22 protein-coding genes and 3 pseudogenes are annotated in these 24,560 nt (G+C 67.5%); 13 read left to right on the top strand and 12 right to left on the bottom strand.

Features of this window, described 5'->3' with window-relative positions:
• The first annotated feature begins 1 nt into the window (after window position 1).
• The 3 genes and pseudogenes from ACFV2J_RS20460 (at window position 2) to ACFV2J_RS20450 (ending at window position 2,193) form a co-directional block, all read left to right on the top strand.
• Window positions 2-1,183 (top strand): mandelate racemase/muconate lactonizing enzyme family protein, encoded by a 1,182-nt coding sequence (locus tag ACFV2J_RS20460; RefSeq protein WP_385083137.1) that lies wholly within the window; start codon window positions 2-4, stop codon window positions 1,181-1,183.
• 33 nt (window positions 1,184-1,216) lie between these two features.
• Window positions 1,217-1,447 (top strand): annotated as a pseudogene (locus ACFV2J_RS20455) (L-rhamnose mutarotase); the annotation flags it as partial.
• Between the two features lie 329 nt (window positions 1,448-1,776).
• Window positions 1,777-2,193 carry an amidohydrolase family protein gene (locus ACFV2J_RS20450; protein ID WP_385439857.1) on the top strand — a complete coding sequence of 139 codons (417 nt, stop codon included), beginning with the start codon at window positions 1,777-1,779 and terminating at the stop codon, window positions 2,191-2,193.
• Here the strand turns inward: ACFV2J_RS20450 and ACFV2J_RS20445 are convergent.
• Complete coding sequence (locus tag ACFV2J_RS20445; RefSeq protein ID WP_385439854.1) at window positions 2,178-2,960, bottom strand: FadR/GntR family transcriptional regulator; 783 nt, start codon at window positions 2,958-2,960, stop codon at window positions 2,178-2,180. The two genes, ACFV2J_RS20450 and ACFV2J_RS20445, sit on opposite strands and share 16 nt — an antisense overlap.
• A gap of 674 nt (window positions 2,961-3,634) precedes the next feature.
• On the opposite strand from ACFV2J_RS20445, the gene ACFV2J_RS20440 reads away from it, so the two are divergent.
• The 6 genes and pseudogenes from ACFV2J_RS20440 (at window position 3,635) to ACFV2J_RS20415 (ending at window position 7,988) form a co-directional block, all read left to right on the top strand.
• The gene (locus tag ACFV2J_RS20440; RefSeq protein ID WP_385085922.1) at window positions 3,635-4,873 is read left to right on the top strand and encodes a sensor histidine kinase; all 1,239 of its coding nucleotides are present in this window, start codon (window positions 3,635-3,637) and stop codon (window positions 4,871-4,873) included.
• Complete coding sequence (locus tag ACFV2J_RS20435) at window positions 4,870-5,556, top strand: response regulator (RefSeq protein ID WP_385085924.1); 687 nt, start codon at window positions 4,870-4,872, stop codon at window positions 5,554-5,556. The genes ACFV2J_RS20440 and ACFV2J_RS20435 overlap by 4 nt, the downstream gene beginning before the upstream one ends.
• A gap of 154 nt (window positions 5,557-5,710) precedes the next feature.
• On the top strand, window positions 5,711-6,622 hold the full coding sequence (locus tag ACFV2J_RS20430) for a CPBP family intramembrane glutamic endopeptidase (protein ID WP_385085926.1): 912 nt from the start codon (window positions 5,711-5,713) through the stop codon (window positions 6,620-6,622).
• 241 nt (window positions 6,623-6,863) lie between these two features.
• A pseudogene (locus tag ACFV2J_RS20425) lies at window positions 6,864-7,184 on the top strand (substrate-binding domain-containing protein); the annotation flags it as partial.
• The gene (locus tag ACFV2J_RS20420) at window positions 7,181-7,315 is read left to right on the top strand and encodes a hypothetical protein (protein WP_385085928.1); all 135 of its coding nucleotides are present in this window, start codon (window positions 7,181-7,183) and stop codon (window positions 7,313-7,315) included. The pseudogene ACFV2J_RS20425 and the gene ACFV2J_RS20420, both read left to right, overlap by 4 nt.
• A 124-nt stretch (window positions 7,316-7,439) precedes the next feature.
• The gene (locus ACFV2J_RS20415) at window positions 7,440-7,988 is read left to right on the top strand and encodes an SDR family oxidoreductase (protein ID WP_385085930.1); all 549 of its coding nucleotides are present in this window, start codon (window positions 7,440-7,442) and stop codon (window positions 7,986-7,988) included.
• On the opposite strand, the gene ACFV2J_RS20410 is transcribed toward ACFV2J_RS20415, so the two are convergent.
• From ACFV2J_RS20410 to ACFV2J_RS20380, 7 genes are all read right to left on the bottom strand, one after another.
• Window positions 7,943-8,641 (bottom strand): hypothetical protein, encoded by a 699-nt coding sequence (locus ACFV2J_RS20410; protein WP_385085932.1) that lies wholly within the window; start codon window positions 8,639-8,641, stop codon window positions 7,943-7,945. The two genes, ACFV2J_RS20415 and ACFV2J_RS20410, sit on opposite strands and share 46 nt — an antisense overlap.
• Window positions 8,642-8,802: 161 nt before the next feature.
• On the bottom strand, window positions 8,803-10,374 hold the full coding sequence (locus ACFV2J_RS20405; RefSeq protein WP_385085934.1) for a carboxylesterase/lipase family protein: 1,572 nt from the start codon (window positions 10,372-10,374) through the stop codon (window positions 8,803-8,805).
• Window positions 10,375-10,389: 15 nt separating this feature from the next.
• The gene (locus ACFV2J_RS20400; RefSeq protein WP_385085936.1) at window positions 10,390-11,025 is read right to left on the bottom strand and encodes a GPP34 family phosphoprotein; all 636 of its coding nucleotides are present in this window, start codon (window positions 11,023-11,025) and stop codon (window positions 10,390-10,392) included.
• Between the two features lie 110 nt (window positions 11,026-11,135).
• Window positions 11,136-11,795 (bottom strand): response regulator, encoded by a 660-nt coding sequence (locus tag ACFV2J_RS20395; protein ID WP_385085938.1) that lies wholly within the window; start codon window positions 11,793-11,795, stop codon window positions 11,136-11,138.
• Window positions 11,792-12,961: a sensor histidine kinase gene (locus tag ACFV2J_RS20390; protein WP_385085939.1), complete on the bottom strand. Its 1,170-nt coding sequence runs from the start codon at window positions 12,959-12,961 to the stop codon at window positions 11,792-11,794. Before ACFV2J_RS20390 ends, ACFV2J_RS20395 begins: the two co-directional genes overlap by 4 nt.
• 469 nt (window positions 12,962-13,430) lie before the next feature.
• Window positions 13,431-14,075: a LuxR C-terminal-related transcriptional regulator gene (locus ACFV2J_RS20385; protein ID WP_385085941.1), complete on the bottom strand. Its 645-nt coding sequence runs from the start codon at window positions 14,073-14,075 to the stop codon at window positions 13,431-13,433.
• Window positions 14,060-15,274 carry a sensor histidine kinase gene (locus ACFV2J_RS20380; protein WP_385085943.1) on the bottom strand — a complete coding sequence of 405 codons (1,215 nt, stop codon included), beginning with the start codon at window positions 15,272-15,274 and terminating at the stop codon, window positions 14,060-14,062. The genes ACFV2J_RS20385 and ACFV2J_RS20380 overlap by 16 nt, the downstream gene beginning before the upstream one ends.
• A 615-nt stretch (window positions 15,275-15,889) precedes the next feature.
• Here ACFV2J_RS20380 and ACFV2J_RS20375 point away from each other — a divergent pair.
• The 3 genes and pseudogenes from ACFV2J_RS20375 to ACFV2J_RS20365 all read left to right on the top strand — a co-directional run.
• On the top strand, window positions 15,890-18,523 hold the full coding sequence (locus ACFV2J_RS20375; RefSeq protein WP_385085945.1) for an MMPL family transporter: 2,634 nt from the start codon (window positions 15,890-15,892) through the stop codon (window positions 18,521-18,523).
• Window positions 18,524-18,743: 220 nt separating this feature from the next.
• A complete protein-coding gene (locus tag ACFV2J_RS20370; protein WP_385085947.1) occupies window positions 18,744-18,956 on the top strand; it encodes a hypothetical protein in 213 nt (70 codons plus the stop codon).
• A 194-nt stretch (window positions 18,957-19,150) separates the two neighbouring features.
• A pseudogene (locus ACFV2J_RS20365) lies at window positions 19,151-19,459 on the top strand (transposase); the annotation flags it as partial.
• 16 nt (window positions 19,460-19,475) lie between these two features.
• Here ACFV2J_RS20365 and ACFV2J_RS20360 read toward each other — a convergent pair.
• A complete protein-coding gene (locus tag ACFV2J_RS20360) occupies window positions 19,476-19,832 on the bottom strand; it encodes a hypothetical protein (protein ID WP_385085949.1) in 357 nt (118 codons plus the stop codon).
• A gap of 219 nt (window positions 19,833-20,051) precedes the next feature.
• On the opposite strand from ACFV2J_RS20360, the gene ACFV2J_RS20355 reads away from it, so the two are divergent.
• The gene (locus tag ACFV2J_RS20355; RefSeq protein WP_385085951.1) at window positions 20,052-20,990 is read left to right on the top strand and encodes an alpha/beta fold hydrolase; all 939 of its coding nucleotides are present in this window, start codon (window positions 20,052-20,054) and stop codon (window positions 20,988-20,990) included.
• Between the two features lie 687 nt (window positions 20,991-21,677).
• Here ACFV2J_RS20355 and ACFV2J_RS20350 read toward each other — a convergent pair.
• From ACFV2J_RS20350 to ACFV2J_RS20340, 3 genes are all read right to left on the bottom strand, one after another.
• Entirely contained in the window at window positions 21,678-22,526 is an 849-nt protein-coding gene (locus ACFV2J_RS20350; RefSeq protein WP_385085953.1) for a ketose-bisphosphate aldolase, read from the bottom strand.
• Between the two features lie 112 nt (window positions 22,527-22,638).
• Window positions 22,639-23,562, bottom strand: a complete 924-nt coding sequence (locus ACFV2J_RS20345; RefSeq protein ID WP_385439843.1) for a DMT family transporter — start codon at window positions 23,560-23,562, stop codon at window positions 22,639-22,641.
• Window positions 23,555-24,559 carry an N-acetylglucosamine kinase gene (locus ACFV2J_RS20340; RefSeq protein WP_385085274.1) on the bottom strand — a complete coding sequence of 335 codons (1,005 nt, stop codon included), beginning with the start codon at window positions 24,557-24,559 and terminating at the stop codon, window positions 23,555-23,557. The genes ACFV2J_RS20345 and ACFV2J_RS20340 overlap by 8 nt, the downstream gene beginning before the upstream one ends.
• Window position 24,560 lies beyond the last annotated feature (1 nt).

Here is a 24,560-nt window from a genome sequence, read left to right as displayed (position 1 = left end):
GATGAAGATCACCGGATACCGCAGTCTGAACACCGTTCACGACTGGGGCAGAATCACCGGGGACGTCAACGGAGTCCAGCCCGGCCACGTCACTCCGGTCCCTGTGCTCATCATCGAGACTGACACCGGAATCGAGGGAGTGGGGCTCGGGTCCCACTCCGACATCGCCCGTGTCTTCCCCGCGATCGACGGAGACGACCCGCGGTCGGTCGCGGGGCTCTACGACCGGATGCTCGACTGGGTGTTCAAGGCCGGTCACTCAGGATCCACCTTCGGCACCATCGGCGCCGTCGACATGGCCCTCTGGGACATCAAGGCCAAGGCCGCCGACGAACCCCTCTGGCGGACCCTCGGTGCCCGGGAGCGCTTCGTCCCCGGTTATGCGTCCGGTCTCGAGTACGGCCTGACCGAGGACGAACTCGCAGACCTCTACCGGCGTTTCGCGGATCACGGGTTCAAGGCCGGCAAGCTGAAAGGCGGCCGCGACCTCGACCGCGACCTGCCCCGACTGGAGATCATGCACGACATCCTCAGCCGCAACACCCGCCGGCCGGCGCTCATGTTCGACGCCAACGAGTCGTGGAACCACGCCCAGGCTGCTCGCTATGTCGCGGCCATCGAGGAGCGCATGGACCTCACCTGGGTGGAAGAACCGCTGCGTCGGTGGGACGCGGCCGGAATGGCCACGCTGCGCGGGAAGGTGCGCGCGGCGATAGCGAGTGGCGAGAACCTCACCGGGCTCGAGCAGTACCGGCCCCTGCTGGACGCCAACGCGGTCGACATCGTGCAGGTCGGCAACGTGTGGGGGATCACCCACTTCCTCCGCGTCGCGACGCTCGCGCACGCCCACGATCTGCCGGTGAGTCCCGTCGCGTACCACGCGAACCCGGTGGCACACGCCGCCGCCGCCGTGCCGAACCACCTGGCCTTCGAAGTCCAGGATCTCGGCTTTCCCGTCGGCCTCGAGGTCGACCAGCAGTTCGACGACGGAGGAATCGTCCTGGGCGATCGCCCGGGCATCGGGATCGTGATCGACGAATCCCAGATGTCACCGGCGGGCGCCGCGACATCCCGGCCCGCGGCGGCCGGACCGCACATCCGGCCCGAACGGGCCGCCCTGCGGCTGGTGGACGAGCCGGACGTGACGGGTGACCCGTCGTACCGCGGAGGCGGACTCTCGTGACCCGTCGACCTGAGCGCAGGGCCTTTGTCGTGGGTGTGCGGCCCCGAGAAGCGTGAGGAATATCTGGCGCTGCACCGCTCCGAGTGGCCGGACGTCGAGCGAAAGCTCACCGAATGCAACATGGGCAACTACGGCATCTTCATCTTCGGAGACATCCTGTTCGCCTACTACGAATACTTCGGCGAGGACCACGAGGCGGACATGCGACGGATCGCCGCTGACCCGGTTTCGCGGGAGCGGTGGACGCAGACCGACCCGTGCCAGGTCAGGATCGCCGGGGAGCGTATTCCGAGCGACATGTTGGCCGCGACCGGACTCGACGGTGCCGTGGTCGTGCAGTCGAGCAACAGCCTCGATGAGGGCATCCGGCTCGCCAGGCTGAACTCATCGGCTATCGTCGGCCTCGTCGCGTGGGTCGACCTCGCGGCGCAGGTGGAACTTCAACTCGACCAGATCGGCGAGAACGCCGCTGTCCCCGTCGTCGGGGTGCGGCATCTGGCCCATATTGATCCGGACCCGGAGTGGATGATGCGCGAGGAGGTCGGCGCGGCCCTCGCCTTACTTGAGTGTGAGGGCCTCTGCTTCGACCTGTCGTGCGTGAGTGGCAGCTCCCGCAGGCAACTCGCCTGGCCGCGCGCCACGGCGGACTGCGCTTCGTGCTCGACCACCTGGGCGGCCCGCCCGAGCCAGGGCAGGACAGGAGCAGCTGGGCAATGCGGCTGCGGGATCTCGCGCGGCAACCGAACGTCGTCGCGAAGGTCTCAGGACTGACGTTGGGTCTCGCCCGCGGATCATGGCGAGCAGCCGATCTCACCGAGACGGTGACGGTCGCCCTGGGAGCCTTCGACCCTGAGCGTCTGCTCTACGGCTCCGAGTGGCCATTGGTCGAACTCGGCAAGGGAGCGCAGCTCTGGAAGTCCGCTGCCGAAACCCTGCTCGACGGGCTCTCCGTATCGGAAAGGGCACGTGTATTCGGCGGCAACGCCGCCGACGTCTACCCGCTCTTCTGATCGGCTGCCCGGCCGCGCGCCCGTGGCGCGTGGTCGGGCAGCCGCCGACGCTCCCACGAGATGTGGATGTGATCATGCATCGCCTTCTGGGCCGCGGCGACGTCCTTCCTCGAGATGGCATCCACAATCGCCGCGTGTTCGTCCAGCGTCAGAGCGACTGCATCCGGAGGGTCGATGCCCTGGTAGCGGCTGGACTCCACGGCTCGCTTGTACAGATGCTTGGCGATGTTCTCCGCCAGCCGGTTGCCGGAGATCTCCATGAGGGCGTAGTGGAACACCACATCCGCCTGTCGGAAGGAGTCCGTCTCGGACTCGCTTTCACGCATCGTGGTCAACGCGTGCTCCAGTCTCCTCAGTCCGTCCGCACCGCGAGTCGCGGCAACCGCGCCCGCCATCGCCGACTCGAGGCTCGCCCGCACGATCGTCAGTTCGTCAAGGACACCGAGCGTCGCGTCGTTGTCGATCAACGCGGACAGCACCACCGGATCCAGCATGTTCCAGTACCCAGGTGCGCGCACCTGGGTGCCGCGCCCCTGGGAAACGATCACCAGGCCCTTCTCTTCGAGCCGCTTCACCGATTCACGCAGCACTGTGCGGCTCACGCCGAAGTGCTCGCTCAGCGGACCCTCCGGCGGCAGCAATGCGCCTTCCTGCAGCTGACCCGTCACGATGAGGTCGACGAGCTCGGCAACGACTGCGACACCCAAGCGGCCGGCGGGCAGACGGGGCGGGAACAGGCGGTTCGAGGGCTGCGACTCGGTTGGCATACGTATGACCTTATCGCTCAATCAATCCACGGTTGAAGAGGTCCATCCGTCACGACATGCCGGGACCATCCGCGCCCGTGCGGTGAGCGGATCAGGAGTGGAGGGTTGATCCGAAGGTGCGCAGAGGGCCCTTGCCTTGGCGCGTGGGCCGCTGATGTCTGCCGCGGAAGGTGCTGTGTGTCCGGGGCGGGCGGTAGTCGATCCCCTGGACTCCGGACGCGGATCGTGACCGTGGTCCGGTCCGAAGCCGCGCCTGAGCTGAAAGTCGGACGGGGACGACGCGCACGAGTTATTCGCGCGCGGTCGCCGGCGTCCGCGCGCTGCTGACCATGGTGTCGCCGCCTCGTGCGGTGCGCAGCACCATCGCCAACAGCACGGTGCACCGAGCGGAGCGCACAGGTTCCCATGAGCGGACCGAGGGGGAACTTGCTGCGGCCACGCGAAAGTGGCCGGAGCCCGGTGCCATCAGAGGCGTGGGCTCCGTCCACTCCAAGGGCAGGCTGATCGCGGACACAGACGCGGAATTGAAGTCGACGCCGCTGCCGACCGCGAGCCGGGTCATGACCCGGCCAAGGAAGGAGGCCGTGTCCGCGGTACCGGGGGGTGACGCTCCCGTACATATGTCTTGTCCGGACCCGATCCTCCGATGTCCCCGGTGCGACTAGGCTCTGCGCGTGTCCAAGCCAACGGCGTCATCTCTCGTCGAGAACGTGCGGGCCGGCGCGGCGCGCTGGGGTGCGCTGAGCGTCTGGAAGCGGGACGTGGCGTTCACGTTGCTGCTCACTCCTGTGGTGTATGTGCCCGTGACAGCCCGGATCGGCGCGGAGTTCGGCGATCTGCCGCAGCGTTCCTACGACCTGGCCGGAGTCCTGCTGGCGATGGCGCTGTGGCTGCCACTGGTGCTGCGGCGACAGTGGCCCGGAATCTGCCTGGCACTGGTAGCAAGTGCGTTCGGCGTGCACGAACTGATGGGCTGTCCGCAGACGTTGGCGAGTTGGGGACTGTACATCGCTCTCTACAACTTCGGTGCTCACGGGAGGCGTGCGGGAGGCGTACGCCTCGGCTTGGCGGCGGCAGCGGCGACCGGGCTCTACGTGCTGTTCGCGCTCGGGCTGCACGGCAGGGGCTCGCCGCAACGGGCGACCGACTTCGTCCTCATCTACCTGGTGCTGGTGTGCTGTTGGGGTGTCGGTCGGACGGTGCGGGCGCGGCGGGCGGCCGAGGAGGAGCAACGACGTTTCGGCGTGGAGGCGGCAATGGCGAAGGAACGGGCACGCATCGCGCGGGAGTTGCATGATGTAGTGACCCATCACGTCACCGCGATGGTCGTACAGGCGGACGCTGCACAGTACCTGCTCGCCGGCGCGCCGGACCGGGTGGCCGTGGGGCTCGAAGCGATCAGCGACTCGGGCCGGCACGCTCTGACAGATCTTCAGTCTCTGCTCGGTGTGCTCAAGGCGTCCGGCGATACGTCTCCCGCGGGCGACACCGTGGGGGGCCGGACACCGGCCCTCGGAAAGCTGAGCGACCTGGTGGAGCAGTCGCGAGCGCTGGGACAGCCCGTGGAGCTGACCGAGACGGGGGAGCGGCGCCCGATGGCCACGGGCGTGGAACTGGCCGCCTACCGCGTGGTGCAGGAGACTCTGACCAACGCGCTCAAGCATGCCCCCGGGCATCGCACGACAGTCCAAGTCCGTTACGGACAGGCGGAAATAGAGGTCGAGGTGACTACCGACGGAACGCCCTGTGTAGCTGCCCTATCCCGATCCGGACCGCCCGTCCGCGGCGGCGGACACGGGCTGCTCGGACTGCGTGAACGGGTCGGGGTGTTCGGCGGCGACCTACTGTCGGGCAGTCGTCCGGACGGCGGTTTCGTCGTCCATGCCCGCATTCCCTCCCAAGAGCCCGTATGACTGCCGCCGATACTCTGATACGCGTCTTGGTCTGTGAGGACCAGGAACTGGTCCGTACCGGTTACGTCACCATCTTCGGCGCACAGCCGGACCTGGAGGTCGTGGGGGAGGCCGCGGACGGCCGCACGGCGGTGGAGTCCGCGCGGCGCCTGCGCCCGGACGTGGCGGTGATGGACATCCGGATGCCGGTCCTGGACGGCATCGAGGCGACCCGATTGTTGGCGGGACCTGGCGTCGTCGATCCCGTGAAGATCCTGGTGGTCACCACCTTCAACCTCGACGAGTATGTGTACGAGGCGCTGAGGGCCGGAGCCAGTGGGTTCTTGCTCAAGGACGCGCCGCCGCGTGATCTGGTACACGGGATTCGGACGATCGCAGCGGGCGAGTCGCTGCTGGCGCCCGCCGTCACCAGGCAGCTCGTCGGCCGGTTCGCCGACCGCATCCGTACCCCGCGCCGGACCGTCGCGACCGAGGCGCTCTCGGTTCTCGCGCCCCGGGAGACGGAGGTGCTGCAGCTCATCGCCGAGGGACTGTCGAACGCCGAGATCGCCGACCGGATGGTCATCAGCCGCGAGACGGTCAAGACGTACGTGTCGCGCATCCTGACCAAGCTCGACCTGCGCGACCGCGTTCAGGCGGTCGTCCTCGCCCACCGGGTGGGCCTGGTCACCGCCCACGACTGACCCCTTCCTCTGCCCCGCGGACGCGACTGTCCCCCGAGCGAGCTACACGCGACTGTCCACCCGGGGGCGACGTGCCTCGCCGGTACTCACTCGTAGCGTTCCTGTCGTCAACACAGCGGCAGTCGGGCCGCAGTGCCGCAGGTGAGGAAACGCAATGACGCAGAGTTCGCTCAGGTCGCGCACCCCGTTCAAGAACGTGCGGCCGCCGATGTCCACAGGCGGACGGCTGGTGCTGATGGTGGTGCTGTTCCTGGTGGTGACGGCACTGGCCGCCGGGATACGGGCTGTTGCGGGAACCAACCCGTTCCTGTCGGTGATCGCCGGCGCCGTCGTGGCGGTGGGCGCGCTGAAGGTCTACTCGGTGGTCGTACGGGCGGTGGAGAAGCGCGCGCTCCCTGAACTGGACGCGACGGCCGCCGTCTCCGGACTCCGGAACGGCACCCTTCTCGGACTCGTCCTGTTCACCGCGACGATCGCGTTGATCGCCGTGTTCGGCGGATACGGCACGAAGGGCGGTGTCTCGTTCGGCGCGGCGATCGCCGTGCTCGGGACGATGGCGGGGGTCGCCGTCGTCGAGGAACTGCTCTTCCGCGGGATCGTCTTCCGGCTGGTCGAACAACTCGTAGGAACCCGCAATGTGTTGGTTATCACCGGTGTGCTCTTCGGCGGCCTGCACCTGGTCAACTCCGGGGCCACGGTCTGGGGTGCGCTGGCTATCGCGGTGGAGGCTGGCTTGATGCTTGGCGCGGCCTACGCCGCCACCCGCACCCTGTGGCTGCCGATCGGCCTGCACTTCGGCTGGAACTTCGCCGAGAGCGGCATCTTCGGCACTACGGTCTCCGGCAACGAGGGAACCCCGGCGGGCCTGCTCCACGGCGTACTGTCCGGTCCGGCGGCCATCACTGGCGGTCATTTCGGTCCCGAGGCGAGCATCTTCGCCATCATCATCTGCGCCGTCCCCACGGTCCTGCTCCTGCGCACGGCGAAGCGCCGGGGCCACCTGCACACCCGCGCGGAACTGAAAATGACCACGGGCACGGGAGTCGAGACCACGACGGCGCCCTGAACACAGGACACGATCGCCGACCCGTACCGCCGACCTGGGAGCTCGGTACGGGTCGGACGGCTGAGCTCGCGGCGGCCAGGGGCCGACGTCGTCGCAGTCGGCGTGGCAGCGGGGAGCGAGGGGTTCAGCGTCGCCCAGCATGAGCCGGCTTCGGCGGTGGACGTCACTGGAGCCTGGCGCCGCACGGGTCGGACCGTACGTCCTGGGAGCACAACGGCGTCGGAAAACCAGCGGCACCCCACCTCCGACGGCGATCTTCGCAGGCAACGACGAGATCGCCGTCGGTGTCATCGAAAGTGCCCGTGCCCGAGGCCTTCGCGTTCGCGTTCGCGACGATCTGAGCGTGGTCGGCTTCGACGACACAAGCCTCGCCCAGATGGCCTCGCCGCCACTGACCACCGTGCGCCAGCCACTCCGGGAGATGGACGGTGCCGCCCTGCGCACCGCCCTTCGGCTGGCCAACGGCGAATAGGTCGAGTCCCACCACATCGAACTCGCTACCGAACTCGTGGTAAGCGGTTCAACGGCGAGACCCCGCGGAGAGACTTCGGTACGCAGGTGAGGGGTTGCAGCATCAGTGAACGGGTCGGAGACGACTTCTGCGCGGACCGCCGAAGTCACATGATCAACAACTTCTGTTGGGGTCTCTATCTCGCCCGGCAGGCCCGCGCCACGGTGGCGACGTTCGACTGATGCTCTCGGGAGTCAAGCGGAGCTCCTGAACGTCGCCGCACTCCTGGGCCAGGGCCAGGCGGCCATCGCCAGCCCGTCGGATGAGAGCGGTGCCATCCGCTCAGGACCGCACCCACCTCACCAGGTGCCCGAGAATCTTCAGTCCAGCAAGGAGAACCGGACCCTAGAGCGAGACCACCGAAGACGCCATCCAGCACGCTTTGTCCGACAGTCCCCGGCGCAAGCTTCCACTGCGCTCCTCGACGGCAACCAGTCGTTCGTGAGCGGCGCTTCGCTGCATCCGAGCCAGGGCGCCGTTCGGCTCGGTGAACTCGCCGCGGGCCAGGCGCCTTTCGGCGTGGCGCCAGGCTTTTCGGACTCCTCCTCGGCCGCCGAAATCATCTTCGCCCAGGGGCTCGGCGGGCTGTTCGTCGTCCGGACCGCCGGCTACGTGACGTCGGGGCGGGCGGGCGGGCTTGCGGGCGCCGCGCCCGTAGCGGTTGACGGAGTCGGCGGTAACGCCGATCTCCTTCGCGCATCGGCGACCGTACCCGTTCGCCCCGCGCGACCACCCACTGCCCGCACTTCCACGCCCGAGGAAATCGCATCTGCCGTCCTCTACCTCGCCGGCGACGCCGCAAGCTTCGTTCAGGGCGTACCTTTTCCGGTGGACGCCGGACGCACCGCCGTCTGATGACCCATGGGCGCGCCTCTGGGATGCGTGGCGCTGTGATACATGGAGGTACCCAGGGCGAGCATCCAGAAGCTGAAAATCGCGCCCATCAGAGCGGTAGTGCCCCAGCCGTTCGCCGCGTAGAAGTGTGCGGGGGTGTTACCGAAGAACAGAGACGGCACGAAGAGCAGGTTGACCGCCGCCAGAGCGATGGCAGATCGGCCGGTCCAGGGCGGCAACAGGTTCGTACGGGAGATGGCAAAGCCCACGGCGGTCAGGAAGAGAGCGATCATGAGGCGGCTTATCGCTCCGTAGAGGACGTATGTGCCGCTGACCGTGACGGTCGGGTCGATCGGATGGTCGGCGGCGATGACCGCACCTGCTTCCAACCCGCTGGAGACCAGTGTGATCGTCGAGTAGACCAGTCCGGTGGCGAAGGCCATCGTGCCGATCCATTCGTAGGCGGGGTTCACCTGTTTGACCAGTTCACGGAAGGCCGTGACGAAGACGATTAGAAACGCCAGCGCGAGGATGCCGATCAGTAGCCTGGCGAGGACGTTCGAGTCCGGTGGCGGACCGGAGTAGACGAAGTACAGGGGTACTTCGACGATGAAGGCGGCCGCAGTGACGATGCTTGCGAGGCCCGTCAGCCGCCTGACGACGGTTTCGTTCATGGCTGTCCCCTCAGGGTTCGTGTGGTGGGTTCCTCATTGGTGCGGCGATGTGTTTTCCGTGGCCCGCAGACTTCCTCGTCGTTGGACCGCACATCTAGTCGGACAGATCCTGACGGTCTGCCGGCCGAGTTGACCGACCCTCACGGCCATCGCCTTCGGGGTCACCCGAGGGTGTCCCAGAACGCGCAGTGGTGGCGGGACTTCGCCGTGTCAGTGGGAACGATGTGGTCGGGTGCCAGGGACAGCACCGTCTGGCGGGACCAATGCGGCAAGGACGGGGCGTTCGGATTGCCAGTACGGGCGAAACGGGTCCAATAGTCGATCATGGTGTCGGCCAGCCGGTGCTGGGCCGCGGTCAGGGTGCGGGTGCGGCCGCCGAGATCGAAGAGGTAGGGCAGTTCACTGGCGTGGGGTGCGCCGAGGGGGAACTGTGGTGTGCCCGAGGTGAGTGGTGGAGCGTGCTCGTCGGCGAACTCGTAGCGCCAGACGGGGACTTCGGCGTCGAGCAGGCCGGCGGTGGATGCCGTAGGGCACGCGAAGTTCGCGTCGCCGATGACCGCTCCCAACACCGGACCGCCGTCGGTGCGGTGCACCGGGTACTCACGGACGATCGCCTTCGCCTGTCCAGGGAAGGGGAAGAAGGCGGCCACGATCTCGGGCCAGGTGTCGGGGGTCACGGGATGGCCGGCCTGGACGATTCCGGCTGCCCAGCCGTTGCCCTCGTCGTGGTTGTTGCCGATGAGTACGGGAACCTGGAGGAGGCGGCCTGTCGCGATGGCCGTCGCCGGATCATTGGGAAGCAACGGGGTGTCGTGAGCCGGCGGTTGATCGGTGTCCTGGGCCTCGAGTAGACGGGAGACGGGTAGGCGCCGCAGGCACGTCAGGGCGTCGGGGGCGGAGCCGCAGCCGACCTTCGCCGTGAACTCCGAGCCGTCGATGCGAGCAGCCCGCAGCGGGAGGGAGGATGGCGCGAACGGCCTGTCCTGGCGGCCTGTGCAGGGACCGCTCTCGATGATTGCCCGGTCGAACAGCCCGATGGCGGCGGGTGAGGCGAGCTGGGCGCAGACGCTGTAGCCGCCCGCCGACTCTCCGGCCAGTGTCACGTTGTGCGGATCACCGCCGAAGGCGCCGATCTCCTCGCGTACCCAGCGAAGTGCCGCCTGCTGGTCGGCGAGGCCGAGGGTGCCGGAGCCGGGCAGTTTGCTGTGCGCGAGGAAACCGAGCGCCCCGAGGCGGTAGTTGACGGTGACGACCACGACGTCGCCGCGAGTGGCCAGGCGGTGACCGTCATACGAGCTTCCCGCCCCGGTGGTGAAGCCGCCGCCGTGAAGCCATACGATCACCGGCCGGGGACGTGTCGGTCCTGAGCCGTCGGGTGTCGTGACGTTCAGGTAGAGACAGTCTTCGTCGGTGCTGCCGCCCGGTACCTCGCCGGCTGGCTGCGGGCAGGTGCTCGCCGGCCGGGTCGCATCTCGTATCCCGAGCCAGGGCGCCGCCCGGCGGGGCGGCGCCCAGCGCATCCTGCTGACTGGGGGCGACGCATAAGGGATGCCCTCGAAGGTACGGTAGCCGTCGTGGGCGGCACCCCGCACCAGACCGTCGTGGGTGCCCACCGTCGTTTCGGCGTCTTGCCGGGCGGGCTCCCTAGGCGGCACTGCGCCTGCGGGCCAGGCCGTCGCGAGCACGGAGAGCAACGCGCAGCACAGGGCGCTCAGAAGGCGGTGTCTGCTCATAATCTTCCCAATCGGTCAGCTGCCGCCCATGCCGCCCTGCGCGGCGATCATGGTCATCGGCAGGGCCCGTACAGCTTTCTCCAGGCCGGGCGCGAGGGTGGCGAGACGCCCTGTGCAGGCGTCGATACGGGCCCGGAACGTCTTCTGGTCCTGCCGGGAGACGATCGAGCGGATACCGCCCGCCGCTGCCAGCGCCAGCAGTGCAGCGTCGGCGGCGGGGATCTCCCGCACGCAACCCTCTCCGTGCAGCACCGCGGACACGCGGACGCGGAGTGCCGCAGGCACGGCGCGGTCCGTCAAGATCAGTTGCCGTGAGCCGAAGCGCGTGCGGGGCTCCTTCACAGTGAGGAGTCCCGCACCAGCGAGCCGATCCTCCACCTCGCTCAGGGTCCGCCCGCGACGGTGGCGCAGGAGTTGTTTCCACCCGTGCCCGGCGGCGTCGCGCAGAGCGGCGTCCAGGACAGGACTGCCGGTGGGTTGCGTGCCGGACACGATGACGGTCCCGCCGTCCTCCCTCAGCCGGCCACGCAACGCGAGGTCGATCAGGACGGCAGCACGGACCAGCAGTTCCGTCCGGGCACGGTCATAAGGGCCTTGGGCCGAGTCGTCGTAGGCGAGCACATATACGAGGCTGGGCAGGTCGTCGGTCACACTTCGACGCTAGGGCCATCCGCCCCGGCACGGATCGGCCGGGGGAACGGACTGTCACTAGGAACACGGGAGGATCGCGGCCCGACCTCCTCCTTGAGGAGGAGGCGCCTTCAAGGGCGGTGGGGACGTACGAGGCCGTGGTCGTACGCGGCGACGACGGCCTGGACGCGGTCACGCAGGCCGAGCTTGCGCAGTACCGCGGTGACATGGTTCTTGACGGTGGCCTCCGACAGGCACAGCCGACCAGCGATCTCCCCGTTCGACAGCGCCTGCCCGATCAGGGTGAGGACCTCACGCTCGCGGCCGGAGAGGTCTGCGACGGAGGGCAGCGGCACAGGGGCGGGCGTGGCACGCAGGAACCGGTCGAGGACCCGGCTCAGCACAGCGGGCGCAAGCAGTGCGTCGCCCCGGGCGGTGACGCGGATCGCGTCGACCAGTTCACCAGGGCGCATGTCCTTCAACAGGAAGCCGCTCGCCCCGGCCCGCAGGGAGGCGACCACGTGCGCATCGACGTCCCAGGTGGTCAGCACGAGCACCCTGGCCCGACTGCCGCACGCCGCGATCTGCCGGGTCGCCTCGATCCCGTCCAGGACGGGCATCCGTACGTCCATCAGCACCACGTCGGGCGCCAGTTCGCGAGTCAACCGCACCGCCTCCTGACCATCGGATGCCTCACCGACCACCTCCAGGTCGTCCCTGGCGTCGATGATCATGCGGAATCCGGTACGGACCAGGGCCTGGTCGTCGGCTACCACCACGCGCAGGGTCATGACGTTCGTTCCACCGGCAGTCGCGCGGCCACCTCGAACCCGCCTTCGGGCAGTGCACCGGCGTGCAGGCTGCCTCCCACGAGCCGGGCGCGCTCCCTCATCCCCACCAGACCGCGCCCCGCGCCTTCCACGGCCAATCTGCCGTGCACAGCACGCCCGTTGTCGATCACCGATACTTTCACGCAGGCTCCATCAGCAATCACGCGTACGTTCACCTCGTCGGCGCCCACCGCGTGGCGCAACGTGTTGGTGAGGGCTTCCTGGACGATCCGGTACGCCGCCAGATCGACCGCGGCCGGCAGGCCGTGGGTAGTGCCCTCGCGGCACATGTGTACGGCCATTCCGGTCGCGCGCAGCGTATCGGCCAACTCGTCCAGGCGTGCGAGCGAAGGCCCCGGTTGACGCGGCCCTCCGAACCCGTCCTCCTCCACGTCTAGATGGAACGCACGCAGCAGCAGCCGGAGCTCGCCCAGCGCCGAGCGGGCGCTCGTCTCGATAGCCCGCAGCGCCTTACGTGCTTGCTCGGGCCGCTGGGCGAACACATCGTCGGCAGCACCTGCCTGAATGACCATCACCGACAAGGTGTGCGCGACGACGTCGTGCACCTCACGCGCGATCCGCGCACGCTCCTCCACGACAGCCCGGCGCATCTCCGCCCTCGTCCGATCCTGCTGCGCCCTGCGCCACTGCCCCGCGGTCCACGCCAGCACAACCGCCAGCAGATAGACCGTCAGTCCCGAGCCGTCGCCGGCCGCGAACGCCAGCGGCGCCGGCAGGCACATGAACGCGAGCCCCCGTATTGAGACGCGTCTTGACCTGGTGGCCGACAGCACGCACAACCCGACCTGCGCCGCAAGCAACGCCCCCGTCAAGGACACCGCGGGCAGCAACGCCCACACCATGAGCCCCGTCACCGCGTTCACGACCAGTACGACAACCACAGCGCGTTCCTGCCACCTCAGGGCGCACGCCTGCGCAAGGATGAGCACCAAGGCCACAGGCAGTCGTCGGCCGTGCTCCGTGCCGGCGACGAATGCCGAGGTACCGAGGACAGCGAGTACCAGGCCGGCCGACCCCCACCACAGCACCGCGCCCGTCCGGGGCGACACCCCGCTCCGCGCGTCCCCGGCAAATGATTCGTCCGGCTGCCCACTGTCGCAGTCCACACCCCAACCCTAGGTCCTCACCCCCGGACGCGTAGTCCGGTGAGGCACAGCACGTCGTGATCCGACTCGGTTTCCCTCTGACGGCCCGCCACCCACCACGACAACTGTTTCGCAGCCCCGGAGTCCATCGGCTCGGCGGAGACGGGTGTGCGCTGGAGCCTGTCTGAAATCAGTCACTAACAACGGCTGACACAAAGAAGGGACGTGAACGGGACCTACAGGTATCCCGGCTCGCCGTTGGCCACTAACCGCGCCAGGGATTGCTCCGGCAACGGCTCACGACCATTTCCCCGGCGGCGAGCTGCCGGTGCGCCGCGCCCTCTACCGGCCGTCCGGCCGGAAAGGGCGCCAGCTCGACCGGTCCGACATATCGATAACTCCGCCCCCGCTCACGCACTCGAGCAACTTAGGGCACTTTCGACACACGCCCTAGATCAACGGAGCGCAGGAATTCGATCCGGGAGGCGAGTCAGCCTTCCAGGTAGGCAAGTACTGCAAGGATCCGACGATTGTCATCCTCGGACTGTTCGAGTCCGAGTTTCATGAAGATGTTGTATGTGTGCTTACTGACGGTTTTCTCGCTGACGAACATCCGGCTGGCGATGGCCGCATTGGAGCGTCCCTGCGCCATCAAGGAGAGCACTTCGTGCTCACGCGGTGTCAACTCCTGCAGATGAGGATCTGCCGAGCGGTGCGTGAGGAGGGCGCTGACCACGTTGGGATCCATGACCGTGCTGCCGGCCGCCACCTGCCGGACGTTGGCGACGAACTGGCCGACGTCCAGCACGCGATCCTTGAGCAGGTAGCCCACTGCGCCGGCCCGGTCCGACATCAGTTCCCTGGCGTACAGCTGCTCGACGTATTGCGAGAGCACAACGATGGGCAGTCCGGGAATCTGTTTCCGTACGTCGATCACGGCCCGCAAGCCTTCGTCGGTGAAGGTCGGGGGCAGCCGCACATCGACGACTGCTACGTCCGGTCGCAGGGTCGTCAGCGCCCGGATCAGCGAGGGTCCGTTGTCGACTGCGTCGACGACTTCGAAGTCGTTGGCCTGGAAGATCCTCATCAGGCCTTCCCGTAGCAGCGCGAGGTCTTCGGCTATGACGATGCGCACGGCAGTGACATCCATATCTTGGTGGGCCCACCTGGCGGACTGTCGATGATCAGGGTGCCGTCGAAGGCTCCCAGGCGGCGTACGACGCCCCGCAGGCCGCTGCCGCCGTCGAGGCTGGCGCCTCCCTGCCCGTCGTCGGACACCCGCATCGCCAGCAGTCCCGCCGTGGTACTCGGATGGGCGGTGAACTCCACAGTGATCTCGATGTGCTGGGCATGGGCGTGCTTGATGGCGTTCGTCAAAACCTCGGCGACGGCGAAGTAGGCCGCGGACTCGACCGGCGCGGGCAAACGCCCGGGCAGGCGGGTGACTACCGACGTAGGGATCGGATTGGCAAGGGCCAGAGCCTTCAGAGCCCCGTCCAGGCCGCGATCCGCGAGCACTGGCGGATGAATACCCTGGACCAGGTCTCGCAGTTCGGCCAGAGCGCTGGAGGTTGCTGCGCGGGCTTCCGACAACAGCTGCTGTACGGCCTGGGGGTCGTCAGGCAGAAGTTGTTCGGCCAGGCCCAGACTCATGCCCAGCGAGACGAGCCTGGCCTGCGCGCCATCGTGCAGGTCTCGTTCGATGCGGCGTAGTTCGCCCGCTTGTGTATCGACCGTGTCAGCCCGTGAAGCAGCGAGCTGAGCGATGCGGGCGCGAAGTTGTGCCTGCGCGGTGGGCGCCAGCAGGGACTGGATCATCACGGCGTTGAGTTTCGCCAAACGAGGGGCGCTGGCGTACCAGAGCAGGAGGAACAACGGGCCGAGCGGAACCAGAGCGAATGATTCCGGGACGCTGTGCAGGCGGAATCCGTTGCCCAACGGCGTGCGGAACACCTGTGGCGGGGTCAGCGCGTACACCAGCGGATAGCTCAGGTAGAAGACACCGCACAGAAAGAGCAGGAACGACAGTCCATAGGTGAACCAACCTGTGATCGAATTGGTGGCCAGCCAGGCCCAGTCCCGCCAGGTCGCCGGGTCGCGCAGGATCGTCCATAGGCGCTCGAACCAGCCGGCGTCGGGTGTAGACAGGTATGGCCGTGCCACCGGTTCGCTCAGCTGGTCGGCAGCCCACTGCCGGTGCAGGTCGGCGAGCCAGCGCACCAGTGCGGTCGAGACAAGCACCAGTGGTACACCGACCCCGAGCGCGACCACTGTCAGCGAGGTCGTCCACAGCGTGAGCAGGCCGAAGCCAAGTAGTGCCCCGAGAAGTAGCAACAGCGACCAGCCCAGCAGGCCTATCCGCAGAGTGAGCCCGGCTCGTAGACCTGCTCCGCCTGCGGAGCGCTTCTCCGGCCGTGGGCGGCCACTGGAGGAGTTCCGCCCACTCGAGTAAGTCATCACGCTCCATCATCATGCATCGCCGCGTCGATCAGCCGGCCTACCGACGCCAGGCGCGATCTCTGGTCAGAGATCGATGATGATCGGCTCGCCCGTGTCCACGCAGTGGGGTTTCCTCCACCATCACATGGTTCCAGCCCCCGTGTCCTTCGCTCTCAGGTCCGGGAGGCTGGACCGGTCGGAAACGCCTGGTGCGGCAGCCCCACGTGAGTGCCGCCTCGGGATGCGCCGCAGATCCAGGACCTACGTGCGGGAGTCCACCGTCGCGGCCCGGAACACTCCCTACTCGCGGCGTGCAAGGCAGATGGGCCTGGAAGGTGACTGGGTACGGCTTGGGGGAGCTGATCCAGGAGCAGATTGCTGAACCGCTCTATCTGAAGACCACATCCCCGGTCACCGGCCTCGATGTCAATGGAAGGACGCTGGCACGCCAGCCGGTGTGCCGTCCGCCCTCTTTTCAACTATCGCTCCTGAAAAGAAAGTTGTTCAGCCATGTCCGTACTGGCCAGATGGTGCTTCCGGCACCCCTTCCGCGTCATCGGGATGTGGGCCGCCGTGCTGGTTGCGCTCGCGGTGCCGTATGTGTCGCACAGCGCCGCCTACTCTGACGCGTTCAGCTTGCCGGGAGCCGAGTCGTCGAAGGCACTGGCGCGACTCGAGGCGTCTGAATCCAAGCAGTCCGGGGACAGCGACCAGATAGTGGTGCACGTGCGTGGCGATCGGTCGGTCCGGGACGCCGCCGTGCGGAGGAAGGTGATTCCGATGCTGCACCGAGTGGCGAAACTGCCTTCGGTCGCTTCGGTGACCAGCATGTACGGTCCTGCAGGAGTGGCTCGGGTGAGCAGGGACGGAAAGACGGCCTATGCGACGGTGACGTTCGACTCGCAGGCTGACCGGGTATCAGCTGCCGATGTCACTCGGGTCATCGATACCGCTCAGGCAGCCCGGGACAAGACTCTTCAGGTGGAGCTCGGCGGCGAGGCGATCGGCACCGTGGCCCAGGGCAAGGCGAAAAGCACCGAGGCGATCGGGCTGGTCGCAGCGGGCATCATCCTTTTCGTCGCCTTCGGTTCGCTGCTGGGCATGGCCCTGCCCCTGCTCGTCGCGGTCGCTGCGCTCGGTGCAGGACTGATCACCGTCGGTCTCGCCTCGCACGTGATCACGGTAGGGAGCGACGACCCGACGGTGGCGGCCCTCGTCGGGCTCGGAGTCGGAATCGACTACGCCCTGTTCATCGTCACCCGCTACCGGACCGGCCTGCAGAGCGGTCTGGCCCCTGAGCCGGCGGCGGTACGGGCGCTGGACACCTCCGGCCGGGCGGTTCTCTTCGCCGGCCTTACCGTCGTCACCGCTCTCCTCGGCCTGCTTGTCCTGCGAATCGGTCCCGCTTCCTCGATGGGAATCAGCGCTGCGACGGCCGTCCTGTTCACTGTGACCGCGGCAGTGACCCTGCTGCCGGCACTGCTCGGCATCTTCGGGAACAGGCTCCTCAGCCGACGGCAGCGGCGGGCCATGCCCAGCCGGGAGCCGGGCACCGCTCACCCGACCCTGAACACGTACGGACAGGCAAGACCGCAGTCCAAGGGCCGCTGGGCCGAGCGGGTCGAGCACCACAAAACACTGTTCACCGTAGTAGCACTCCTCGCCGTCACCGTCCTCTCACTGCCCACACTGTCGATGCGCCTGGGGACGCTGGACGCCGGAAACGATCCGAGGGGCACCACCACCCGAGCCGCCTACGACCTGCTCGCCCAGGGATTCGGGCCCGGCTCGAACGGCCCCCTGGTCCTGGTCGCGCAGCAAGCCGCGCCCAACGACGCCGCCGCTCTGGAGAAACTGGTCGCGACCGTCCGCAGCACCCGCGGAGTTGCCTCGGCAACGGCGCGACCGGTCACCACAGCGAAAGGGCTATCCATCATTGACGTGGTGCCGACCAGCGCACCACAGGACAAAGCCACCAGCACCCTGATCAGTCACCTGCGCAAGGATGTCGTCCCCGCTGCGGAACAGGGGAACGGCCTGACGGTCTACGTCGGTGGCAGGACGGCGGTCTCCGCTGACCTCGCCGACGTGCTGGCGAGCAAGCTGCCAGTCTTCCTCGGAGTGATCGTCGGACTAGGCTGCCTGCTGCTGATGGTCGCCTTCCGCAGTATCGTCGTGCCGCTGACCGCTGCTGTGATGAATCTGCTTGCCTCGGGTGGGTCGTTCGGAGTGGTGGTCGCCGTATTCCAGTGGGGGTGGGGTTGCGAACTGCTGGGCCTCGGGAAGGCCGGGCCGGTGGCGGCCGAGCTTCCGGTGATCATGCTGGCTATCCTGTTCGGTCTGTCGATGGACTACCAGGTCTTCCTCGTCAGCCGCATCCACGAGGAGTGGGAGCACACCCGGGACAGCCACCGGGCCATTCGCATCGGCCAGGCCGAGACCGGCCGCCTGATCAACGCAGCCGCCCTGATCATGATCTGTGTCTTCACTGCCTTCGTTTTCGGCGGCCAGCGGGTCATCGCCGAATATGGCGTCGGACTGGCCGCAGCGGTGACCATCGACGCGTTCATCTTGCGCACCGTGCTGGTCCCGGCACTCATGCACCTCCTGGGACGAGCCAACTGGTGGCTCCCCGCCTGGCTGGAGCGGATCCTGCCCAGGGTGTCCATCGAGGGCGCACCCTCTCGCCAGCCGATCCCGGCCGGCTCCACACCCGCTGCTCCCGTCCCTGGTGGACCTATTGAGGCAGAGCGGACGGCGGCTCCCCATCGCAATGTGGCGACGACCGCAATTCGATCAGGGGTGGTGCCTGCGCAGCCCGAGCCGTCGCCTCAGCATCGGGCCGTTCTGCCCGGCCTCCAGCCACAGCAGACCAGCACAGCGCGCACACCGAAGTCGGTCCTCGCTGCCTACCTCTGGTGGTTCTTCCTCGGCGTCTTCGGCATCCACCACTTTTATCTCGGCAGGAAGAAGTGGGGCCTCGTGCATCTGTTCACCCTCGGTATCTGCGGACTGGGCTGGCTGGTCGACAGTGTGACCCTGCCCCGCCAGGTCCGGAGTGCGAATGCCCGAATCGCCCTGCGCGACGTTGACACCCCAGCCGAGTGGACCGGAGCCGGCCGAGCGGGCACCCTGCCCCGGTGAGCAGCATCATCAAGTTCTTCGTGGCACCGACTCACGAAGCTGCCGCCGCGGTCGTGGTCGGCGGACCCGACGGGTCGTTCGAGTCTCTGTAGTACGGCAACTTCGATGTCGAAGAGGCGCTGCTCGAGTGGGAGTGAATCTTCACCGGTCGGGGCTTCGACGAAGTCATTGCTTCTGATGAGCCCGGAGTTGTCGCGGATCCGGATGATGGCGAGGTCCTATGGTCCTCGCCGTCTCTGAAGCCCTTCAGGATGCGCTTGCTGCCGCCGGCCAGTCCCGGCTGGTAGAGGTCAGCCGGCTGTGGGTCCTGGAGCGGATGGCGGATGGCGAAGTGTTTGAGCAGGAGATAGCGACTCAGCTCCTGGGCGATCGGGCACGGCTTGCTCAGGGCCTCCGGGAGCAGGATCGCCGCCTGTACTGCTGGACGGCGTGAAAGCGGCGACGGACACTCTGCCAGTGTCAGTCGCGTGCGCAGACATCGGAGAGAGCGAGCAGGAGGCTTGTCGCGCTTCGGCTTGGCTGCACGCAGGAAGCCACCGGCCTCCCTGCCATGTCGAGGAGCGGTCGACAACTCGAGCTCCGGCCTGTCCTCATGGTCGACGGACAGGCATCCAGAACGCGGCTCCGTGTGCGATCGGCTCCGTCAGTGTGCGGGCCGCAAACGGGGGCTACTGGCGGGACTGGATCCTACCGAACGCGGCAAGGCTGGATCGAAAATCCACCTGATCACCGACCGGAACGGACTGCCGTTGTCCCCGGGCATCTCCGGGGCGAACCTACACGACAGTCAGGGTCTGGAGCCGACCGTGCGCGGCATCCCGCCCATCCGATCGCGCCGCGGGCCGCGACGCCGGCGTCCGGCGAAACTGCACGCAGACAAGGGCTAGGACTGAGCACCTGCGCCGATGGGCCGGCGGGCGTGGCATCCGCCATCGCCGGTTGGTAGCCCTGCTCAGGCCCTGAGCCGGTCCTGCTGCAAGCCGAAACAGACCAGCCTCATCGAGGCCGCCAGGGTTGCCGCGTAGGCCGACGCTTCCTCGGCCATGTGCCAGCTCAACCCGAAGGGGATGAGTGGACCGCTTGCACTGTCGATCAATGGCCCGACCGACCAGGGCGAGGTCTCTTCCTCGTCCTCGATGATGTCGCACCACCGCTCAAGAAGCACGGCGACGTAGGCCTCGATGCGTTCGGACGCAGGCTCCTGGGGCTCACCGTCGAGATAGCGGTCGTACAGGTCGTTGAAGACCCGGCCAGCGGTCTTGTCATCCGTCGGCCGTTCGCCTTCCCAGACAGCCAGGTCGTAGCTCATACCAGGAGACTCTCATGCCGCACTCACTGGTGATGAAGCGGCGCAAAGAGGTACTCGTGAGTGCGGCCACCTGTTATCGCCTGCGGGGGTTATCTCCACCATGCACATGCGATCCAGCTGCACCACACGCATGCGCGCTAGCCGGATTCTGCGAATAGCCGATTCGGCGAAGGATGGCCATCACGGATTCCGCATCAGCCCCCGTTCAAAGGATCAGCCATGCCCTCCATCTCGCCCAACCGACGGTCTGTTAGCCGGGCCCTGTCTGCCCTCGCACTGGTGGTCGTGGGTGTCGGCGCTGTCGCGGCCTGTGACGACGACGACTCTGCTGCCCAGCCGTCGACCTCGCAAAATGTCACCATTTCCGCGTCGCCGGAGACCAGCAGCCAGGCGGCACGAACGAAGCTACACATGATCGACAATGGAGGCCATCGGCTGGCCTTTTATGTTACGGAAGGCAGCAGCTCAACCATCGTCCTGGATTCGGGCGGCGGCGAGTATTCCTCGCAGTGGAAGGAAATAGTCCCCAGGCTTCACGCGGCCACTGGCGCTACCGTCATCACCTACGACCGGGCCGGACTCGGCAAAAGCGACGTAGTGCCCGGCCCGTGGAAGGTCGAGGGCGCTGTCAGTGACCTCGAGGCGGGGCTTGGGCAATTGGGTGTCACCAGGGACGTGACCCTGGTATCCCACTCCCAGGCCGGTGAGATAGCCAACTATTTGGCACAGGACCACCCAAAAATGCTCTCGGGCGCGCTCCTGGTCGACGCCAATCTCCCGCCGTTCTTCACAGACGAGGAGATCCCTCGCCTTGTGGCTGCGGTCCAGCCGGAGGTTGACGCGGCCAAGAAAGACCCCGAGAAGCCGGCGAACCGGCAGCTCATCTCCACGTCAGAGGGCTTCGCTGCGGCCCACAGGGCATTTCACAAGGTGGTATGGCCGGACTCGGTGCCGGCAAGGGTGATGATTTCGGAGAAGACCCCGTTCGAAGGATCCCCCGAGGACGCCCGGCGATGGCGTCAGGCCGCCGCTTCGTTCGCCCACGCGGCACCCAACCGATCACTTGTCACCGCTAAGGGCACTTCCCACGAAGTGCCGACAGACCGTCCCGACCTCGTGCTCAAGGAGATCGAAGACGTCTTCGCTGCACAGCACTGACGTCACGCAGGCACGGGCACTCACACGAATCTTCCGTGCTCCCCGTGGGTGCGGGCGGAGTTCGCATGAGGAGCTGCGCAGCGACCGGCCTGGGCGGTGTGTTTGGATGATTGTGCGGACCAGAGGAACGCCTGGGACCCTTCCTGCTAGCCGCCGGGCAGCCGCAGCAGCCCCTGCCCGGTGGCGGCCTGCTTTCGCCGAGCACCGACTCCAGCCAGGCGGCGCGAGCGGCCTATTTAGGGGTGAGGCACAGGACCAGCGCCTGCACGACACCCGACGGGTCGATCATGAGGGGGCCAATCGGGCCTCGAACAGGGAGAAGCCGGACTCCGTCAACAGCCCCCGCAGGCGTGCGAGAGCGGGGTTGCCGGGCATTCCGAGGCCTTACATCGGATACAGCCCGCCGAACCCGGCGATCATCGTCGCCGCATGGCGCGCGCTCGCCATCTCCCCCTCGGCGGCGACACCGCGCACGCACGGCCTGCGGGCGGCCGGTCCAGGTGCTGTACGCGGTCAGCTCGCGCGGCAGCGCCACCACGACCCGCTCCAGCCGACGCACCGTCTGCTCACTTACGGCGCGGGGCGACCGGCCTCCACGTCAGTCGACCAGCTGAGTGGGACGCCGAAGCGATCACATCGAGTGGGACACTCTCGGGTCAACCTGTCAGGGCCGCTGGTCGGTGGCGTTCAGCGAGCGATCATGGTGAGGATGCCGTGAACGGTGGTCGCTACGGCGTCGCGGGCCGGGCCCAGGTATTTGCGCGGGTCGGTCAGCGCGGGCAGCGTATCCAGCGTGTCGCGCACGACGCGGGTCAGGGATATGTTTAGTGCTGTCCCGATGTTGATCTTCACGATGCCGGCTCGGACCGCGGAGCGGAGCTCGCCGTCGGGTACTCCGGAGGAGCCGTGCAGCACCAAGGGGACCGGAACCGCTTCTCGGAGCCTTTCGATGAGTGCGTGGTCCAGCGTCGCCGACTGTTCGGTCATGGCGTGGCTGCTGCCCACTGCGACCGCGAGGGCATCCACGCCTGTACGCGCGACGTAGTCGGCGGCTTCCACCGGGTCGGTGCGTACCCCCGCGGCGTGCGCGCTCGCGGGGGAGTCGGGTTTGCCGCCCACGTATCCCAGTTCGGCTTCCAGCCAGAGCCCTGTCTTATGAGCCCATCGGGCCGCCGAAGCGGTGGCGGAGACGTTCTCGGCGTAGGGCAGTGCCCCGGCGTCGAACATCACGGAGGAAAAACCGGCGTCGGCTGCCTGGTGCAGCAAGTCCACGTCGGTGACGTGGTCGAGGTGCAGAGCGACCTCGGCTGTGCTTGAGCGGGCCATTGAGGCCGCCGCCAGGGCGAGCGGAAGGAGCTGACCCCTGTGGTATCGCACGGCGTTCTCGCTGATCTGCAGGATCACCGGACGTCCGGCCGCCTCGGCACCAGCGATGATGCCCTCGGCGTGTTCCAAAGTGATGACGTTGAAGGCGGTGACGCTACGGCGCTCGGTCGCGGCGTGGGCGACCAGGTCGCCGGTGGAAGCCAAAGGCACGTGGGTGCTCCTCGCGCTGGAAATATCTGAACATGCGGTATTGGTCCGGCGGCCGGATCCGGCCGGCCTCGTAAGGGCGTGCCGTGATCCGAGCCGTCGGTGCGCCAAGGGCCTACAAGCCCGCCATCGGTGCCGATTGATCGCGGGCCTCGGGCTCCTCCTCGCGCTTCTCGTCGGCGTACACCATCAGAGTGGATCCGCCGAGCGCGAGGACGATGCCGATCGTCCCCCAAATCGTCGGCAGCGTCTGATAGATGACCAGCGACAGCACGATGGTGAGGACGGGCGCCAGGGCATTGGTGACCGGTGCGACGACGCTGGCCTTGCCGCGGCTGAGCGCCATGACGAGGAACAGCGCGCCCACGGCGTTGAGGACCTGGGTGCCGGCGGTGAGTGCAGGAGCCTGCCACGGGGCATCGGGCAGCCCGCCCATCATGATGATGGCGACGGGGACGAGCAGCAGACCGCTGATCGTCATCCAGCCGAACGTGGTCGCGTCGTTGACGTCTGCGAGGGCGGCCTTGCGCATGAAGAACGCCTGTGCGCCCCAGGCGACGCAGATGAGGATGGACAGCAGCAGCCAGGACCCGGTGCTGGCCGAGCCGTGGTCGCCTGCGGGGATGCTGATGAGCACGATGGCGATCAGCGCGGCGACCACTCCGATGACGGCGAGTTTCCCGATCCGTTCCCTGAGCAGAGCCACCGCCATCAGGACGGTGATCACTGGCGAGAGCGAGACCACCGGGAAGATCAGGTAGGCAGGGCCGTTGGACAGCGCCTGGAACAGGAGGAGTTGGCCGCCCGCACCGGTGAGTCCCGCCGCGAGCCCGTAGAGCGCCGCGATCGGGCGGCGGTCGAACCGCTGTCGGCGCAGCGCGAACGCGGCCGGCAGGAGCATGGTGAAGGCCCAGATGACGTAGATCATCTCGTTCGGGTAGCCGTACCGTTCGGTGGGCTGGCTCGAGAAGGCTCCCCAGACACCCCAGAACAGCACCAGCAGACCCGCGTACAGGATCCAGGTTCGTTTGTCACGCATGGCGGTTCTCCGTGGTGGTGATCTCCGAGGTGGAGCGCAGCGCGGTGAGTGCTGCAGCGTCGAGTGGGGTTCCGGCGAGCTTCGCCGCGTAGATCGCCGCGCCGACCATCGGCTCGAACAGCGGCTGTCGCAGTTCGTAGAGGGCCGTGCCGCTGTGGAGTTCGGTGGTGAAGGCGTCGAGTACGGCGGCCGAGTGGAAGACGCCGCCCGAGTAGGACACCGGGACGGGCTCGGTGGCGGCGAAGCCCAGTCGGCGTCGCGCGCTGTCTACCAGCAGGGCCAGTTCATGTCCGGCCTGGGTCAGGACGGTGGCGGCTTGCGTGTCGCCCAGCCCGGCCGCCTCGACCACGAGTGGACTCAGCGAGGCGATCTCGCTTCGGTGTCCCTGCCACCGGTTGAGTACGACGTCGATCACTTCGAGGTCCGTGGTCAGGTCGAGGTGGCGGCGCAGGACTCCTGCGAGTGGCCCCTCGGGCAGCCGGCCGTCGCTCATCCGGGAGAACACGTTCAGCGCACGGGCGGCGATCCAGTAGGCCGACCCCTCGTCACTGAACAGTTCGCTCCAGCCTCCGGTGCGTACACCGCGGCCGTGCCGCTCGCCGTAGGTCATCGATCCGGTGCCGCTGATGACGTTGATGCCGTCCACCGCGCCGAGCGAGCCGGCCCAGCCGCAGATCATGTCGTTGTCGCAGGCGTAGCGCCGGTGTCCCAGCACCTGGGCGGGGACGGCGTCCAGCGCGGCGATGTCGCCGGGGACCTCCCCGTACCCGGGCAGTCCCAGGAACGCGTAGTCGATATCCGCGTACGCGATGCCCGCGGCCTCGGACACGGCCCGGACTCCCTCACCCAGGACCTGTGCGACGTGCTCGACGCCGCCGGTGGCGTTGTCCGCAAAGTAGTAGGCGCCCTCTGCGACGGCTCGGGCCCTGATGCTGCCCGTACGGTCGATGAGGCAGAAGGCTGTCTTGGTGCCTCCGCCGTCCACACCCAGAAACATC

The sequence above is a fragment of the Streptomyces sp. NPDC059668 genome (genome assembly GCF_042734135.1).
In the GTDB taxonomy this organism is placed as follows: Bacteria; Actinomycetota; Actinomycetes; order Streptomycetales; family Streptomycetaceae; genus Streptomyces.
Note: the sequence above shows the minus strand (reverse complement) of the source record. Positions and strands in the feature narration are given on the sequence as shown.